The 16182-nt window shown below is 73.8% G+C and carries 14 protein-coding genes; 10 read left to right on the top strand and 4 right to left on the bottom strand.

The window, feature by feature from the left end; translation table 11 throughout:
• The 3 genes from ABD823_RS32930 to ABD823_RS32940 all read right to left on the bottom strand — a co-directional run.
• Nucleotides 1–956: NAD-dependent epimerase/dehydratase family protein (locus tag ABD823_RS32930; RefSeq protein ID WP_344866593.1), on the bottom strand; the 956-nt coding region annotated here is incomplete at its 3' end.
• Between the two features lie 14 nt (nt 957–970).
• Nucleotides 971–1576, bottom strand: a complete 606-nt coding sequence (locus ABD823_RS32935; RefSeq protein ID WP_344866595.1) for a dTDP-4-dehydrorhamnose 3,5-epimerase family protein — start codon at nt 1574–1576, stop codon at nt 971–973.
• Between the two features lie 20 nt (nt 1577–1596).
• On the bottom strand, nt 1597–2361 hold the full coding sequence (locus ABD823_RS32940; protein WP_344866597.1) for a thioesterase II family protein: 765 nt from the start codon (nt 2359–2361) through the stop codon (nt 1597–1599).
• Nucleotides 2362–2538: 177 nt separating this feature from the next.
• On the opposite strand from ABD823_RS32940, the gene ABD823_RS32945 reads away from it, so the two are divergent.
• From ABD823_RS32945 to ABD823_RS32960, 4 genes are read left to right on the top strand one after another with little or no spacing between them, the layout of a single operon-like run.
• Nucleotides 2539–3798, top strand: a complete 1260-nt coding sequence (locus ABD823_RS32945; RefSeq protein ID WP_344866599.1) for an activator-dependent family glycosyltransferase — start codon at nt 2539–2541, stop codon at nt 3796–3798.
• Nucleotides 3791–5314: an MFS transporter gene (locus ABD823_RS32950; RefSeq protein ID WP_344866601.1), complete on the top strand. Its 1524-nt coding sequence runs from the start codon at nt 3791–3793 to the stop codon at nt 5312–5314. The genes ABD823_RS32945 and ABD823_RS32950 overlap by 8 nt, the downstream gene beginning before the upstream one ends.
• Before the next feature lies 1 nt (nt 5315).
• The gene (locus tag ABD823_RS32955) at nt 5316–6287 is read left to right on the top strand and encodes a proline iminopeptidase-family hydrolase (protein WP_344866603.1); all 972 of its coding nucleotides are present in this window, start codon (nt 5316–5318) and stop codon (nt 6285–6287) included.
• Nucleotides 6284–7327: an ACP S-malonyltransferase gene (locus ABD823_RS32960; RefSeq protein WP_344866604.1), complete on the top strand. Its 1044-nt coding sequence runs from the start codon at nt 6284–6286 to the stop codon at nt 7325–7327. The genes ABD823_RS32955 and ABD823_RS32960 overlap by 4 nt, the downstream gene beginning before the upstream one ends.
• Before the next feature lie 19 nt (nt 7328–7346).
• Here ABD823_RS32960 and ABD823_RS32965 read toward each other — a convergent pair whose 3' ends face one another.
• The gene (locus ABD823_RS32965) at nt 7347–7595 is read right to left on the bottom strand and encodes an acyl carrier protein (RefSeq protein WP_344866606.1); all 249 of its coding nucleotides are present in this window, start codon (nt 7593–7595) and stop codon (nt 7347–7349) included.
• A 97-nt stretch (nt 7596–7692) separates the two neighbouring features.
• On the opposite strand from ABD823_RS32965, the gene ABD823_RS32970 reads away from it, so the two are divergent.
• From ABD823_RS32970 to ABD823_RS32995, 6 genes are all read left to right on the top strand, one after another.
• Complete coding sequence (locus ABD823_RS32970; RefSeq protein WP_344866608.1) at nt 7693–9252, top strand: AMP-binding protein; 1560 nt, start codon at nt 7693–7695, stop codon at nt 9250–9252.
• A 239-nt stretch (nt 9253–9491) separates the two neighbouring features.
• Entirely contained in the window at nt 9492–10976 is a 1485-nt protein-coding gene (locus ABD823_RS32975) for an AMP-binding protein (RefSeq protein ID WP_344866610.1), read from the top strand.
• Nucleotides 10973–12211, top strand: a complete 1239-nt coding sequence (locus ABD823_RS32980; RefSeq protein WP_344866612.1) for a type III PLP-dependent enzyme domain-containing protein — start codon at nt 10973–10975, stop codon at nt 12209–12211. Before ABD823_RS32975 ends, ABD823_RS32980 begins: the two co-directional genes overlap by 4 nt.
• Nucleotides 12212–12330: 119 nt before the next feature.
• Nucleotides 12331–12822, top strand: coding sequence for a cobalamin B12-binding domain-containing protein (locus ABD823_RS32985; RefSeq protein ID WP_344866614.1), 492 nt, complete (start codon nt 12331–12333; stop codon nt 12820–12822).
• Nucleotides 12819–14138: a methylaspartate mutase gene (locus ABD823_RS32990; protein WP_344866616.1), complete on the top strand. Its 1320-nt coding sequence runs from the start codon at nt 12819–12821 to the stop codon at nt 14136–14138. The genes ABD823_RS32985 and ABD823_RS32990 overlap by 4 nt, the downstream gene beginning before the upstream one ends.
• A gap of 147 nt (nt 14139–14285) precedes the next feature.
• Nucleotides 14286–16182, top strand: a 1897-nt coding sequence (locus ABD823_RS32995) for a type I polyketide synthase (RefSeq protein ID WP_344866618.1), incomplete at its 3' end; no start/stop codon positions are given.

Genomic DNA, 16182 nt, shown 5'->3' on the forward strand with positions numbered 1-16182 from the left:
GGGGGGGGGGGGGGGGGGGGGGGGGGGGGGGGGGGGGGGGGGGGGGGGGGGGGGGCCAGGGAGGCCCACATGTCCCGGATCGACTGCTCGATGCCGATCCGGGGCCGCCAGCCGAGCACGCGCCCGGCGAGGGCGATGTCGGCGAGCGTCCAGTCGCCGCCCTTGCTCTCCACGTGCGCGTCGCGCTCGCGCAGCGCCTCGGGCGGGAGACCGGCCGCGGCCACCAGCAGGGCGACCAGCTCGCGCATGCCGGTGGCGACGCCCCGGCCGATGTTGAGCGCCCCGCGCGCGGCGGGGGTCGCCACGGCGGCGACCACCGCGTCGGCGAGATCGCGCACGTCGACGTAGTCGCGCCGGGCGTCGGCGATGGTCAGCTCCACGCCCCCGGCCGGGGTGGCCGTGCGCAGCTTCGCCGCGACCATGCCGAGGAAGCTCGCCTGCGTGGTGTGCGGGCCGCACACGTTGACGGCCCGCAGCACCACCGCGTCGAGGTGCCCGGCCGCGAGCACGGCCTGCGAGCCGGCCAGCTTCGTGCGCGCGTACGGCGTGACGGGCCGCGGCTCGACGGACTCGTCGATGACCGTGCCCTCCGGCACCGGGCCGTACTCGTGGATGGTGCCCAGGTGCACCAGGCGCGGCGGGCGGGCCGCCAGACCGGCGGCCTCGACGACCCGCTCGACCAGGCGCACGTGGGCGTAGGCCATCTCGGACTCCTCCCGGGCCCAGCCGCCGGTGGCGTTGACGACCGCGTCCACGCCCTCCCCGTCGAGGATCTCGGCGATCTTCGACGGGGAGGCCGCCGCGACGTCCATGGCCAGGAAGGGGAAGGCGGACACGTGGGGGGCGGGGGTGCGGGCGACCGCCAGCACGCCGTACCCGGCGCGGTCCAGCGCCGCGCACACCTGCCGCCCGACGCAGCCGGTCGCGCCCAGGACCGCCACGCGCGATGAAGGCATCTGCTCGTCCCCCGTCACGCGCGCCGGAAGGAGTCTTCGATCTTCAGGCAGGTGGCGTACTCGGGCAGCAGGCCCGCGGCCCGCGCCTCCGCCAGGGTGGGCGCCTCGCGGTCCCGCTCGGACTGGACGAACTCCATGCCCTCGGGGAGCTCCAGGCCGATCGCCGGGTCGAACGGGTCCAGGGCCAGCTCGTTGGCGGCGACGTAGCGCTCGGAGAGCATGTAGGACATCACCGTGTCGTCCTCCAGCGCGAGGAAGGCGTGGCCGACCCCGGGCGGGAAGTACATGGCGCGGAACGTCTGCGGGTCGAGCACGGCGGCGTCCCACCGGCCGAACGTCGGTGAGCCGACGCGGATGTCGACGATGATGTCGATCGCCCGGCCGCGCGCGCAGTGGACGTACTTGGCGGTGCCTGGCGGGGTGAGGGTGAAGTGGATCCCGCGCAGCACGCCGCGCCGGGAGTTGCTGTGGTTGCTCTGCGCCACCGGGAAGAGCGGGTGGCCGACGGCCTCGACGAAGGCCGCCTCCTGGTACGGCGAGACGAACACGCCCCGATCGTCGGGGAAGACCCGCGGGGTGAACTCGAAGGCGCCCTCGACGGAGAGCTTGCGCGATTCCATGGATGGTGTTCCGCCAATCTTCACAGGTGCTGGGCGTGCGCGGCGTGCGCGCCGATGTGGTGGGAGACGAGGTCCCGGATGGAGGCCGCGTGCGCGGTCAGGAAGAAGTGGCCGCCCGGGTAGACGCGCAGCTCGAAGGGGCCGCTGGTGTGCTCGCCCCAGGCGGAGGCCTCCTCGACGGTCACCATCGCGTCGTCGTCGCCGGTCAGCGCGTAGACCGGGCAGCTCAGCCGGGGGCCGGGGCGGTAGCGGTAGGTCTCGGCCGCCCGGTAGTCGCTGCGCAGCGCCGGCAGGATCATGCGGACGACCTCCTCGTCGCCGAAGACCTGCGCGTCGGTGCCGTTGAGCCGCTTCAGCTGGGCCAGCAGGGCCCGGTCGTCGCCCTGGTGCACCCGCTCGTCCCGGTGCCGGGAGGGGGCGCGCCGCCCGGAGGCGAACAGGCCGATCGGCACGGTGCCGGAGCGCTCCAGCCTGCGGGCGACCTCGAAGGCGAGCGTCGCGCCCAGGCTGTGGCCGAACAGCGCGAGCGGCAGGTCCGTCCACGGGGCCAGCTCGCCGGCGATCCGGTCGGCCAGCTCGGCGATGTCGTCGATGGGCCGCTCGTGCCGGCGGTCCTGCCGGCCCGGGTACTGCACCGCCACCACCTCGACCGAGGGCGGCATCGTCTGGGCGAGCGGGAAGTAGAAGCTCGCGGACCCGCCGGCGTGCGGAAAGCAGACCAGCCGGGCGCGGGCCCCCTCCGCGGGATTGAAACGCCTTATCCACAGGCTGGTTTTTCTTTCCATTATTGTCATAATGTGTTTTCCTTTCACCGGTCCACCCGCAATCGAAAATGCCAGCGGCGGGCCGGGCGGCTCAACCCCTATTTCTCCCCTTACTTCCGATACAGGGGTTCTCCCGGCGGCGCCGCACTTCTAGCCTCTGAGCGGTGGCTGTCACCGTCCGCGCTACCGGGAGGATTCATGCGCGTCCTTTTAACGACCCTCGCGGCGACCTCGCACCTGAACAACCTGGTCCCGCTGGCCTGGGCGCTCCGGTCGGCCGGCCACGAGGTGTGCGTCGCCAGCCAGCCCAATCTCACCGAGGCGATAACCCGCACGGGACTGACCGCGGTGGCGGTCGGAGAGGAGATGGCCAAATCCGACGGCGCGGCGATGGGTGACGGGACGTCGCCCTACGGCCTCGGCCACGACATCGCCGAGACGCGCCCCGAGGTGCTGACCCCCGAGTACGTGCGCGGCGCCCTCGACGCCTACACCTCCGTCGTCTGCGAGTACCTGACCGACGACGCGATGACCGACGACCTGGTGGAGTTCGCCCGCGCCTGGCGGCCGGACCTGGTGGTCTGGGACTCGCTCACCTACGCCGGCCCGGTGGCGGCCAGGGCGGCCGGCGCGGCGCACGCGCGCGTGCTCGTGGTCCAGGACCACTGGGTCCGGATGCGCGACCTGCTGCGCGCGCAGGGAGGCGGGGGGGACGACCCGCTGACCGCCTACCTGACCCGCAAGCTGGCCCGGTACGGCGCCGCCTTCGACGAGACCGCGGTGACCGGCGAGGTGACCGTCGACCCGCTGCCGTCCTGGACGCGCTTCCCGCTCGCCGTGCCGCGCGTCCCGATGCGCTACGTGCCCTACAACGGCGCCGCGGTGATCCCGAACTGGCTGCTGCGCGAGCCCCACCGCCCCCGCGTCTGCCTCACGCTCGGCGTGACGGGCAGCGCCTTCGGCGTGCACGAGGGCGGGGGCGGTGTCTCCACCTCCGACCTGCTGGACGCGGTGGCGGCGCTCGACGTCGAGGTGATCGCCACCGTCGGCGCGGACCGGCTGGCGCCCGGCGCCGCGGTCCCCGACAACGTCCGGCTCTTCGACTTCGTCCCGCTGAACGCGCTCGCCCCCACCTGCGCGGCGATCATCCACCACGGCGGCGCGGGCACGCTGGGCACCGCGCTGGTCCACGGAGTGCCGCAGCTCATCGTGCCGAGCAACATCTGGGGCGAGCCGGTCTACGCCGCCGCCCTGGCCTCGACCGGCGCGGGAACCGTGATCGATCCCGCGTCGCTCTCCGCAGACCTGCTGAAGAGCGAGCTCTACCGGCTGCTGGACGAGCCGTCGTTCCGTGAGAACGCGACCCGCGTCCAGCAGGAGATGCTGGCGACCCCGAGCCCCCGAGACGTCGTCGGGCGGCTCGAAGAAACCGTGCAGAAGCGAGGTAACGATGACTGAAAGCACGACATTGAAGGCCGGACGGCGGGAGTGGACCGGCCTGGCCGTGCTCCTCCTCCCCGCCCTGATCGTCTCCATGGACAACACCGTCCTGTTCCTGGCGACGCCGTTCTTCAGTGCGGACCTGAGGCCCACCGGCTCCCAGCTGCTGTGGATCCTGGACGCCTACGGGTTTCTGATGGCCGGGCTGCTCATCACGATGGGCGCCCTGGGCGACCGGATCGGCCGCCGCCTGCTGCTGATGGTCGGGGCCGTCGCGTTCGGCGCGGCCTCGCTGCTGGCGGCCTACGCCGACACGCCGGAGCTGCTGATCGGCGCCCGCGTGCTGATGGGCCTGGCCGCCGCCACGCTGGCGCCGTCGACGCTCTCCCTGATCCGCAACATGTTCCACGACCCGCAGCAGCGCACCGCGGCCATCGGCGCGTGGACGGCCGCCTTCGGCGGCGGCGCCATGGTCGGGCCGATCATCGGAGGCTTCCTGCTGGAGCGCTTCTGGTGGGGCTCGGTCTTCCTGATCAACGTCCCGGTGATGGTGCTGCTGCTGGTGTGCGCGCCGCTGCTGCTGCCGGAGTACCGCGACCCGGGCGCCAGCCGCTTCGACCTGGTCAGCGCGGTGCTGTCGCTGGTGACGATGCTCGCGGCCATCTACGGCGTCAAGCGGCTGGCCGAGGACGGCTTCGACTGGATCGTGGCCGCCTCGATCGGCCTCGGCCTGGTCGCGGGCGCGGTGTTCTGGGCCCGGCAGAAGCGCCCCGGCGCGCTGGTCGACCGCACGCTCTTCCGCGACCGCGCGTTCGGCATGTCGCTGGCGGTCAACACCTTCGCGCTCTTCGCCATGGTCGGCTCCGGCCTGTTCGCCGCGCAGTACCTCCAGCTGGTGCTCGGCATGCGGCCGTTCACCGCGGCGCTGTGGTCGATGGTCTCGGTGATCGGCATGGTCGTCGCCGCCACCGCCGCGCCCGCGCTGGTGCGCTCGGTCAAGCACGCCTACGTCGTCGGGGCCGGCCTGGTCATCGCCGCGGCCGGTTTCGCGATCATCACCCAGGCCCAGGCCGACTCCGGACCGGGCATGATCGTCACCGGTTCCGCGGTGATGACGCTCGGCCTCGGCATGGTCATCACGCTGGCCTCCGACATGATCCTGTCGGCCGCCCCGCCCGAGCGGGCGGGCGTCGCCTCCGGCCTGTCGGAGACCGGCACCGAGCTCGGCGGCGCGCTCGGCATCGCGATCCTCGGCAGCGTCGGCACCGCGGTCTACCGCGCGCGGGTCGAGGACGGCCTGCCCGCCGGCCTGCCGCCGCAGGCCGCGGAGGCGGCCCGCGACACGCTGGGCGGCGCGGCCGAGACGGCCGCCGGCCTGCCCGGCGAGACCGGCGCGCAGCTCCTGGACACGGCCCGGGAGGCATTCACCGCCGGCATGCACGCCTCGGCCCTGGCCGCGGCGGGCGTCGTGATCATCACGGCCGTCCTGGCCGTCCCCCTCCTGCGCAACGTCAACGTACGGACAGGTGAGTGAGATGCCTCCAGCCCCCAGCGCCCGGGGGACCGTCCCCTTCGGCGCCTACAAGACCTGGTACCGGGTCACCGGCGACCTGGGCTCCGGCCTGCCGCCGCTGGTGGTCGCGCACGGCGGCCCCGGCAGCACCCACGACTACCTGCTGGCCATGGCCTCCCTCGCCGAGGCATCCGGCCACCCCGTCGTCCACTACGACCAGCTCGGCAACGGCGGCTCCACCCGGCTGCCGGACAAGGGGGCCGACTTCTGGACCGTGCGGCTCTTCCTCGACGAGCTGGACAACCTGCTCCGGCGGCTGGGGATCGACGACGGCTACGTGCTCTACGGCCACTCCTGGGGCGGCATGCTCGCCGCCGAGCACGCCGCCGGCCGGCCGGCCGGGCTGCGCGGGCTGGTGATCGCGAACTCGCCGGCGTCCTACCCGCTCTGGCTGCGGGAGATGAAGGTGCTGCGCGCGCAGCTGCCGCCGGGGGTGGACGAGACGCTGCGCCGGCACGAGGAGGCCGGGACGACCGACACCGACGAGTACTTCGCGGCGATGCGCGTCTTCTACGACAAGCACGTGTGCCGGGTGGACCCGTGGCCGCGGGACTTCTTCGCCTCCTTCATGGAGATCCACCACGACCCGACCGTCTACCACACCATGAACGGGCCGACGGAGTTCCACGTCATCGGCACCCTGAAGGACTGGGGGGTGGAGGACCGCCTGGCGGACATCGACGTGCCGACCCTGATCATCTCCGGTCGCCACGACGAGGCGACCCCCGCCACGGTGCAGCCCTTCCAGGACGGCATCGCCGGCGCCCGCTGGGTGGTCTTCGAGGACTCCAGCCACACGCCCCACCTGGAGGAGCCCGAGCGCTTCACCGAGGTCATGACGGAGTTCCTGGCGGGACTGGCGGATCCGGCGGGTGCGGTGGCGGGCCGGAACGGCCTGGCGGCCTCCGGGAGCGCGGGGAGCGTGGCCCGGTGAGCGGGCCCGCGGCGACTCCGGCGGCGGGCGGTACGGCGCAGGCCGGGCCGGGCGGCGGCTCCGGGGAGGGCGGAGCCGGCGCGGCGAGCGCCTTCGTCTTCCCCGGCATGGGACCGTCCCGGTTCGAGGACGTCGGCCGCTTCATGGTGATCAACCCGTTCGCGCGGCGGCTGGTGGCCGCCGCCGACGCGCGGCTCGGCTACTCCCTGGTCGACCGGTTCCGCGAGACGGAGGGCGACTACAGCGTGTACGCGCAGGTCGCCTTCCTCGTCAACTGCGTCGCCCTGGCGCAGTGGGCCGAGCACACCCTCGGCGTCCGGCCGCAGCTGTGCACCGGGGCCAGCTTCGGGGAGAAGTCCGCGATCGCCTACACCGGCGCGCTGCCGTTCGACGACGCCGTGTGGATGACCGCGGAGCTGGCCCGCTGCCTGGAGGAGTACTTCGCCGTCGAGCACACCGACGTGGTGACGCACTCGTTCGTGCGGGCCCCGGCCGGCGAGCTCGCCGAGATCCTGGCCGACCTGGAGGAGCGCGGCGAGTGGCACGACATCTCGTGCTACGTCGACGACGACTTCTTCATGGTCTCGCTGCGCGAGCGCAACCTCGAATGGCTGGAGCGGCGGCTGCGCGGCATCGGCGCCATGTCGCTGTACACGATGCGCCCGCCGATGCACTCGGCGGCCTTCGGCGCGCTGCGCCGCAAGGCCGAGGACGAGGTGGTGGGGCGGCTGGAGTTCGCCGACCCGGCGGTCCCCGTCGTCGCCGACCAGGACGGGTCGCTGGTGACCACCGCCGAGGGCATGCGGACCATGCTCCTGGAGGGGTTCGTCCGCCCGCTGCGCTGGCCCGACGTGGTCGGCTCGCTCAAGGCCCGGGGCGTGGGCACGGTGTACGTCGCCGGCCCGGACAGCCTCTTCGGCCGGGTCGGCTGCACCCGCAGGAACTTCGAGGTCGTGCCGGTCAACCCCCGCACCGCACTGCGGCCCCGGCCCCGGCCCCGCCCCCGGGCGGGGGCGGGGGCCGGAACCGGGGCCGCCTAGCCGCCGGTCCGCGGGCCGGTCAGGCGACCGGCTCGCGGACCGCCGACAGCGCGCTCCACAGCAGGCCCGGGGTGGCGAACGTGTCCAGGGTCAGCGCGTCGTCCCGGAAACGCACGTCGTACACGCTCTCCAGGGTCGCGAGCAGCTCCACCATCCCGAGCGAGTCGAGCCCGAAATCGCGGAGCCCGGTGTCGGGGTCGAGCTTCTCGTCGGCCGGGAGGAACGGCAGGTGCGGACGGAGGATCTCCTCGAACTGCTGGTCCCACATGATGAATGGCTCCCATCTTTCCAATTTATCGGTGAATTTAATCGGGAAGGGGCGCCCCGGGTACCCCAGATAAACCCCTTAATCGCGAGGAGCAATTGTGTCCGGAAAATTCGAGCACGCACTGCACGGGCGTTTCCTGCGGGGTCTCGCCCTGTCCCCGGACCGGGCCGCGGTCCGGGTCGGCGCCGACGAGATCACCTACGCCGAGGCGCACCGGCTGGCGCTGCGCTGGGCCGGGGCGCTGCTGGAGCACGGCCCGGTCCCGCCGAAGGCCGTCGGGGTGCTCGCGGCCAAGAGCGTCCACGCCTACGTGGGGATCCTGGCCGGGCTGTACGCCGGGGCCACCGTGGTGCCGCTCCAGCCGGCCTTCCCCGCCGCCCGCCTGCGCGCGATGGCCGACGCGGCCGGCGTCGCGGCGGTCATCGCCGACGAGCGCGGGTGCGCGGTCCTGCCCGAGCTGCTGGGCGCCGGCGGCGACCTGCCGGTGCTGGCGCCCGGCGGCGGCCCGGGGGAGGGCGTCACCTGGACGCCGATCGCCGTGGAGGACCGGCACGCCCTCGCCGAGCCCCGGCCGGTGGGCCCGGCGGGCATCGCCTACGTCCTGTTCACCTCCGGCTCGACCGGCCGGCCCAAGGGCGTGACCATCACCCACGGCAACACCGGCCACTACTTCCGGCTGCTGGACGCCCGCTACGACTTCACCCCCGACGACGTCTTCACGCAGGTCTTCGACCTGAACTTCGACTGCGCGATGTTCGACCTGTTCTGCGCCTGGGGCGCGGGCGCCACCGTGGTGGCCGTCCCGCCGGGCGCCTACCGGGACATGCCGGCCTTCTGCGCCGAGCAGGGCGTGACGGTCTGGTTCTCCACGCCGAGCGCCGTCTCGCTGATCCGCCGGACGGGCGGGCTGCGCGAGGGCGCCTTCCCGGGCCTGCGCTGGAGCTTCTTCGCGGGCGAGGCGCTGCGCTGCGAGGACGCCGCGGACTGGGAGCGGGCCGCGCCCGGCTCGGTCGTGGAGAACCTGTACGGCCCGACCGAGCTGACCATCACCGTCAGCGGGCACCGCTGGTCGGCGGAGCTGACCCCGCGCCTGGCCGCCAACGGCGTGGTGCCCATCGGCCGGGTCCACGACGGGCACGAGCACTTCCTCCTCGGCGACGACGGCGGCGAGGCGGAGACCGAGGGCGAGCTGTGCATCAGCGGGCCGCAGATGACCCCCGGCTACCTCGACCCGGCCGACAACGAGGGGCGGTTCCTGCGGCGCGGGTCGCGGCTGTGGTACCGGACCGGGGACCGGGTGCGCCGGACCGGGGAGGGCGAGCTGGCCTACCTCGGGCGGCTGGACTCGCAGGTGCAGGTGCAGGGCCTGCGGATCGAGCTGGCGGAGATCGAGCACGCGCTGCGGTCCTGCTCGGGCGTGGAGGAGGCGGTGGCGGTGGGCGCGCCCGCCGCGGGCGGCCTGGAGCTGTACGCCTTCTACACCGGCGCCGGGGCGCCGCCCGCCCAGCTGGCCAAGGAGCTGCGCGCGGTCCTGCCCGAGCAGATGATCCCCCGGCGTTTCCTCCGGCTGCCGGAAATGCCGCTGAACCCCAACCGGAAAATCGACCGCTCGGTGCTCCGGGCGCGCGCCGCGGAACTCGCGGGAAACGCCTCCTAGGCCGTTTCCGGGAGCGCGGGCCGAGGGCCTCCACGGGGCCGGCCGCGGGTCGCGGAAAACTCAGTGGGGTGCATAGGGGTATTGCGCGAGGACACGGCCGCCTAGCCTTTTAAAGGGGATATTTCCACTTTCAGGCCCCCGGTCGTTGTCCTTTCCTCGAGGCTGCGGAGAGCTCGATGGGCGTGATCCACGCGAATCCCGGACCCGGCGTACGGCCGGGCGCACTTATCCACTCTCTCTTGGACGAGGCCGTGGCCGACGCGCCCGACGCGCACGCGGTGCGCGACGCGGCGGGCGTGTGGACCTACGCCCGGCTCGGCGAGCTGAGCCGGGCGGCCGCCGCCTGGCTCGCCGCGCGGGGCGTCGGGCGCGGCGACCGCGTCCTGGTCCAGCTGCCCAGCATCCGGGAGACGGTCGCCCTGTTCTACGGGGCCTCCCGGATCGGGGCGGTCTTCGTGCCGGTCAACCCGGCGATGAAGGAGTTCCACCTCGGCGCGGTCATCGGCAACGCCGAGCCGGCGCTCGTCATCACGACGGGCGAGCGGACCGGCGTGCTGGCGGGGCTGACCTCCGCCCCGGTGCACGACCTGGGCTCCGTCTGGACCGAGGTCGAGCGGGCCGCCGGGCAGGGGGCGCGGGAGGGGAGCGCCCCCGCACCGGACGGGGTCCGGCCCGACGACGTCGCCGTGCTGATCTACACCTCCGGGAGCACCGCCGCGCCGAAGGCGGTCGTCTGCCCGCACGCGCAGGTCGTGTTCGCGACCCGCGCGCTCGTCGGGGAGCTCGGCTACCGCGCCGACGACGTCGTCTTCTGCCGGTTCCCGCTCTCCTGGGACTACGGCCTGTACAAGGTGCTGATGACCTGCGCGGCCCGCTGCGAGATCGTCCTCGCCGACGCCGAGTCCGACCTGGTCCTGCTCCGCCGGATGCGCGAGACCGGCGCGACCGTGGTCCCCATCGTGCCGTCGCTGGCCGCGATGATCGCCACGCTCGCGCGGCGGGAGACCGGGGCGCCGCCCCCGGTGCGCATGTTCACCAACACCGGCGCCGCCCTGCCGCCCGCCACGATCGAGGCGCTGCGTGCGGCCTTCCCCGGCGTCCGGGTGGTCCGCCAGTTCGGCCAGACCGAGTGCAAGCGCATCTCGGTCATGCCGCCGGAGGAGGACCGCGAGCGCCCCGACGCCGTCGGCCGCCCGCTGCCGGGCACCCGCGTGCTGATCCTCGGCGAGGACGGCCGGGAGCTGCCGCCGGGGCAGGTCGGCGAGATCGTCGTCACCGGCCCGCACGTGATGCCCGGCTACTGGCGGGCTCCCGAGGTGACCGCCCGCACGTTCCGCCGCGACCCCGCCACGGGGGAGACGCGGCTGCACACCGGCGACTACGGCTCCCTCGACGCCGACGGCTACCTGTACTTCGAGGGCCGCCGCGACGACATGTTCAAGCGCAAGGGCATCCGGATGAGCACGATCGAGATCGAGGCCGCCGCGATGGACCTGCCCGGGGTGCGGGCCGCCGCGGTGCTGCCCCCGACCGCGGACCGCGACCTCGCGCTCTGCGTGGAGACCGAGCTGGAGCCGCACGTCGTGCTGCGGGAGCTGGCCCGCCGCCTGGAGCCGGCCAAGGTGCCCGCGCTCTGCCGTACCGTCACCGACCTGCCGCTCACACTGCACGGCAAGAACGAGCGGGCCTCCCTGGCCGCGCTCTTCGAGGGGAGCACCCGATGACCGCCCACGCCGAACTCGCCGCCCGCTACGGGACGCCGCTGTACGTCTACGACCTGGACCGGGTCCAGGCCGCGCGGCGCGACCTGTTCGCCTCCCTCCCGGAGGAGTTCGCGCTCTTCTACGCGATCAAGGCCAATCCGCACCCGGAGGTGGTGCGGGCGATGCGGGAGGGCGGCGGGCGCGCCTGCCGGGCCGAGATCAGCTCCACCGGCGAGCTGGCCGTCGCGCTGGCGGCGGGCTTCTCCGGCGCCGACTGCCTCTACACCGGGCCCGGCAAGACCACCGGCGAACTGCACGAGGCCATCGCCAAGGGCGTGCGCACGTTCTCCGTCGAGTCCGTGACGGACCTGCGGCGGATCGGGTCCGTGGCGAGCGCGCACGGCGTCGTCGCCGACTGCCTGCTCCGCATCAACAGCGTCTCGGCGAGCGCCACCACGAGCATCCGCATGACCGGCACCCCCTCGCAGTTCGGCATCGACAGCGAGACGCTCGCCACCGTCCTGCCCGAGCTGACCGGCGTGCCGGGCACCCGGATCGCCGGGGCCCACCTGTTCCCGCTGAGCAACGCCCGCGACGAGGACAGCCTCATCGCCGAGTTCCAGAACACCATCGCGGTGGCCGCCCGCCTCCAGGAGGAGATCGGCGTGCCGATGGACTTCGTGGACATCGGCGGCGGGTTCTCCGCGCCCTACGCGGTGCCCGGACAGCGCCCCCGCTACACCAAGCTCCGCACCGAGCTGGAGGCCGCGCTCGACACGCACTTCCCGCGCTGGCGCGAGGGCACCCCCGAGTTCGCCTGCGAGTCCGGCCGCTACCTGGCGGGCGACTGCGGCGAGCTGCTGGCCGAGGTGGTCAACATCAAGGAGAGCCGCGGCCGGAAGTTCGTCATCCTGGACGCGGGGATCAACACCTTCGGCGGCATGTCCGGCCTCGGCCGGCTGCTCCCGCCCGCCGTACGGCTCACCCACCCGGCCGGCGACGCGGAGGAGACGGCGAGCCTCGTCGGCCCGCTCTGCACGCCCGGCGACGTCATCGGCCGGGAGATCAAGGTCCCGCCGCTGAAGATCGGCGACATCGTGGCCGTGCCCAACGCGGGCGCCTACGGGGTCACCTCCAGCCTGCTGATGTTCCTCGGCCGGCCCGCGCCGACCGAGATCACCGTGCGCGGGGGTGAGATCGTGTCCGTGTCGCGGCTGGAGCACCAGCGGGCCTACGGGGCGGTCGCCGCGGGATGAGCGGGCCCGCGGAGCCGGCCGTCCGGGTGGGGGACGCGGTCGTGCCGGTGACGGCGGACGCGGTCCCCGGGAGGAACGGCCGGACGGCGGATGCGGTCCCCGGGGGGAACGGCCGGACGGTGATCGTCACCAGCCTCGCCTCCGACGCGCACACCTGGAACCTGGTCTTCCTCCAGCTCTTCCTGGAGGAGCTCGGCTACGACGTGGTCAACCTGGGGCCCTGCGTCCCCGACGAGCTGCTCCTGGAGGAGTGCGGCGCGCGCCGGCCCGACCTGGTCGTGATCAGCAGCGTCAACGGCCACGGCCACCAGGAGGGGCTCCGGGTCATCCGGGAGCTGCGGTCCCGTGAGCCGCTCGCCGACATCCCCGTGGTGATCGGCGGGAAGCTGGGCGTCGCCGGCGCGGGGAACGCCCGGTACGTCGAGGAACTGCTGGCGGCCGGATTCGACATGGTCGTCGAGGACGGCGCGGGCACGCGGGCGTTCCGCAGCTTCGCCGAGTCGCTGCCGCGCCGGGTCGGGGCGTCGGCGCGGGGGGCGCAGGAGGTGCTGGGCGCGCAGGGGTCCGCGCAGGGGACCCCACAGGGGGCCGTGCAGGGGGCGCTGCCGTGAGCGGGCTCGCGCCCGCCGGCGGGCGGGCGCCGGCCCGCAGGCGCCGCAGGGGGTTCGGCGGCTTCGTGCTGGACGCGCACGCGGCCGGGAACCTCGTCGTGCAGCCGCGCATGGGTTTCAGCGACCCGGGGGAGATGCGCTCGGGGCTGATGGCGACGAAGGAGGCGGCGGCGACCACGGTCGGCACCCTCACCCTCGACAGCTACACCCGGGTGGGGGACCACGAGGCGGCCCGGCGGGCGCTCGCGGCGGGCCTGCGGCTCAACGGTTATCCGATCGTGAACCACGGGCCGCAGACCACCGGGCTGATGCTCGACGGGATCCGGGGGGACGACTTCCCGGTCCAGGTCCGCCACGGCTCGGCGACCCCGCTGGCCATCTTCGCCGCGCTCATCGAGGCGGGTCTCGACGCGACCGAGGGCGGACCGGTCTCCTACTGCCTGCCGTACGGGCGGGTGCCCCTGGCCGAGTCGGTGCGCAACTGGGCGCGGTGCTGCGAACTGTTCGCCCGGCTCCGCGACGCCGGGCGGGAGCCGCACCTGGAGACCTTCGGCGGCTGCATGCTCGGGCAGCTGTGCCCGCCGAGCCAGCTGGTGGCCATCAGCGTGCTGGAGGCGCTGTTCTTCCGCATGTACGGCCTGCGCAGCATCTCGGTCAGCTACGCCCAGCAGACGAACGCCGAGCAGGACCGGGAGGCGGTCTTCGCGCTGCGGCGGCTCTGCGCGGAGCTGCTGCCCGAGGTGGAGTGGCACGTCGTGATCTACGCCTACATGGGCGTCTACCCGGTGACCCCGGAGGGGGCCCACCACCTGCTGGGCCGGGCGGCGGAGCTGGCCGTCGCCACGAGCTCGGAGCGGCTGATCGTCAAGACGGTCGCGGAGGCGCACCGCATCCCCACCGTGGCGGAGAACGTCGCCGCGCTGGAGCACGCCGCCGCGGTGGCCGCCGCCGCGCGCCCGGCCCGCGGGCCGGCCCTCACCGAGGACACGCCCACCTACCTGGAGGCGCGGGCGCTCGTGGAGGCCGTGCTGGACCTGGACGCGGACGTCGGGCGGGCGCTGCTGCGCGCCTTCAGCCACGGCTACCTGGACATCCCCTACTGCGTGCACCCGGACAACCGGGGCAGGACCCGCAGCCGCATCGACGCGGAGGGCCGGCTGCAGTGGGCCGACATCGGGTCGCTGCCCCTCGCGCACGTCGTGGAGGGGGTCCGCCCGGGAGGCATGACCTCGTCCGGGCTGCTGGACGCGCTCTCCTACGTGCAGCGGAGATTCGACGCCTCCGGTGGTGAACTACCGGCGCTCAGGGGTCGCTAGGGGTTTATCGGCATATACGCCTTTCATAGCGTATAGCCACATATCGATGTTCTGGTGCGGTTTCCCCGCACCTTCAATTTGGATCGTGGATTCCATCGGCGATGGGGATGAATCGCCGGAATCCGTGGGTTCAGTGGGGCGACGCACATGGACAACGAGCAGAAACTTCTTGACTACCTCAAGCGCGCGACCGCTGACCTGCGCACCGCGCGGAAAAGGCTGAGCGAGGTCGAGCAGCGCAACAGCGAGCCGATCGCGATCGTGGGAATGGCGTGCCGCTACCCCGGAGGGGTCTCCTCGCCGGAGGACCTGTGGAACCTGGTGGCCGCGGGAACGGACGCCGTGGGGGAATTCCCGGCCGACCGGGGCTGGGACGTCGAGGGCATCTACGACCCCGAGCCGGGCACACCGGGCAGGACCTACGCCCGCGAGGGCGGCTTCCTGTACGACGCAGCGGAGTTCGACCCGGCCTTCTTCGGTATCTCGCCGCGTGAGGCGCTGGTGATGGACCCGCAGCAGCGGCTGTTGCTGGAGGCGTCCTGGGAGGCGCTGGAGAGCGCCGGGGTGGATCCGGGCACGCTGAAGGGCAGCCCGACCGGCGTGTTCGCCGGGGTGATGTACCACGACTACGCGGGCAGTGCCGGCACGGGCGCCATCGTCTCGGGCCGGGTGGCCTACACCCTCGGCCTGGAGGGCCCGGCGGTGACGGTGGACACGGCGTGCTCGTCGTCGCTGGTGGCGATGCACTGGGCGATGCAGGCGCTGCGGCAGGGCGAGTGCACGCTCGCGCTGGCCGGCGGCGTGACCGTGATGGCCACGCCCGAGACGTTCATCGACTTCAGCCGGGAGCGCGGCCTGGCCGCCGACGGCCGCTGCAAGTCGTTCGCGGCCGCCGCCGACGGCACCGGCTGGGGCGAGGGCGTCGGCGTGCTGGTGCTGGAGCGCCTGTCGGACGCCCGGCGCAACGGGCACCGGGTGCTGGCGGTGGTGCGCGGTTCGGCGGTCAACCAGGACGGCGCCTCCAGCGGCCTGACCGCCCCCAACGGCCCCGCCCAGCAGCGGGTCATCCGCCAGGCGCTGGCGAACGCGGGACTCGTCCCCGCCGACATCGACGCCGTCGAGGCGCACGGCACCGGCACGACGCTCGGCGACCCGATCGAGGCGCAGGCGCTGATCGCGGTCTACGGCCAGGACCGGGACGAGCCGCTCCGGCTCGGCTCGCTGAAGTCGAACCTCGGGCACACCCAGGCGGCGGCCGGCGTCGGCGGTGTGATCAAGATGGTCCAGGCGATGCGGCACGGCGTGCTGCCGAAGACGCTGCACGTGGACGAGCCGTCCCCGCAGGTGGACTGGTCGGCCGGGGACGTGCGGCTGCTGACCGAGGCGGTGGAGTGGCCGCGCAGCGACCGTCCGCGCCGGGCGGGTGTCTCGTCGTTCGGGATCAGCGGCACCAACGCGCACGTGATCGTGGAGGAGGCGCCCGAGGCCCCCGAGGACCCCGCGGCGCAGGAGCGGCCGGCCGGAGGGCTGCCGGTGGACGCACCGGTGCCGTGGGTGGTCTCGGGCCGGAGCGCGCAGGCGTTGCGGGCGCAGGCGGAGCGGCTGCGGGAGTATGTGGCCGCGCGGCCGGAGCTGGACGTGCGGGACGTGGCGTTCTCGCTGGTGACGACGCGGGCGGCGCTGGAGCACCGGGCGGTGGTGCCGGTCGGGGACCGGCAGGGGGCGTTGGAGGCGCTGGCGGGTCTGGCGGCCGGTGAGGTGCCCGCGGGGGTGGTCGCGGGGGCGGTCGGTGAGGGGTTGACGGCGTTCCTGTTCACCGGGCAGGGCAGCCAGCGCGCCGGGATGGGCCGGGGCCTGCACGCGGCGTTCCCGGTGTTCGCGCAGGCGTTCGACGCGGTCGCCGCGGAGCTGGATCCGCTGCTGGAGCGGCCGCTGGCCGAGGTGCTCGACGACGCCGCCGCGCTGGGCCAGACCGCCTACACGCAGGCGGCGCTGTTCGCGGTCGAGGTGGCGCTGTTCCGGCTGGTCGAGTCCTGGGGGGTGC

The sequence above is a fragment of the Planomonospora alba genome (genome assembly GCF_039534085.1).
In the GTDB taxonomy this organism is placed as follows: Bacteria; Actinomycetota; Actinomycetes; order Streptosporangiales; family Streptosporangiaceae; genus Planomonospora_B; species Planomonospora_B alba.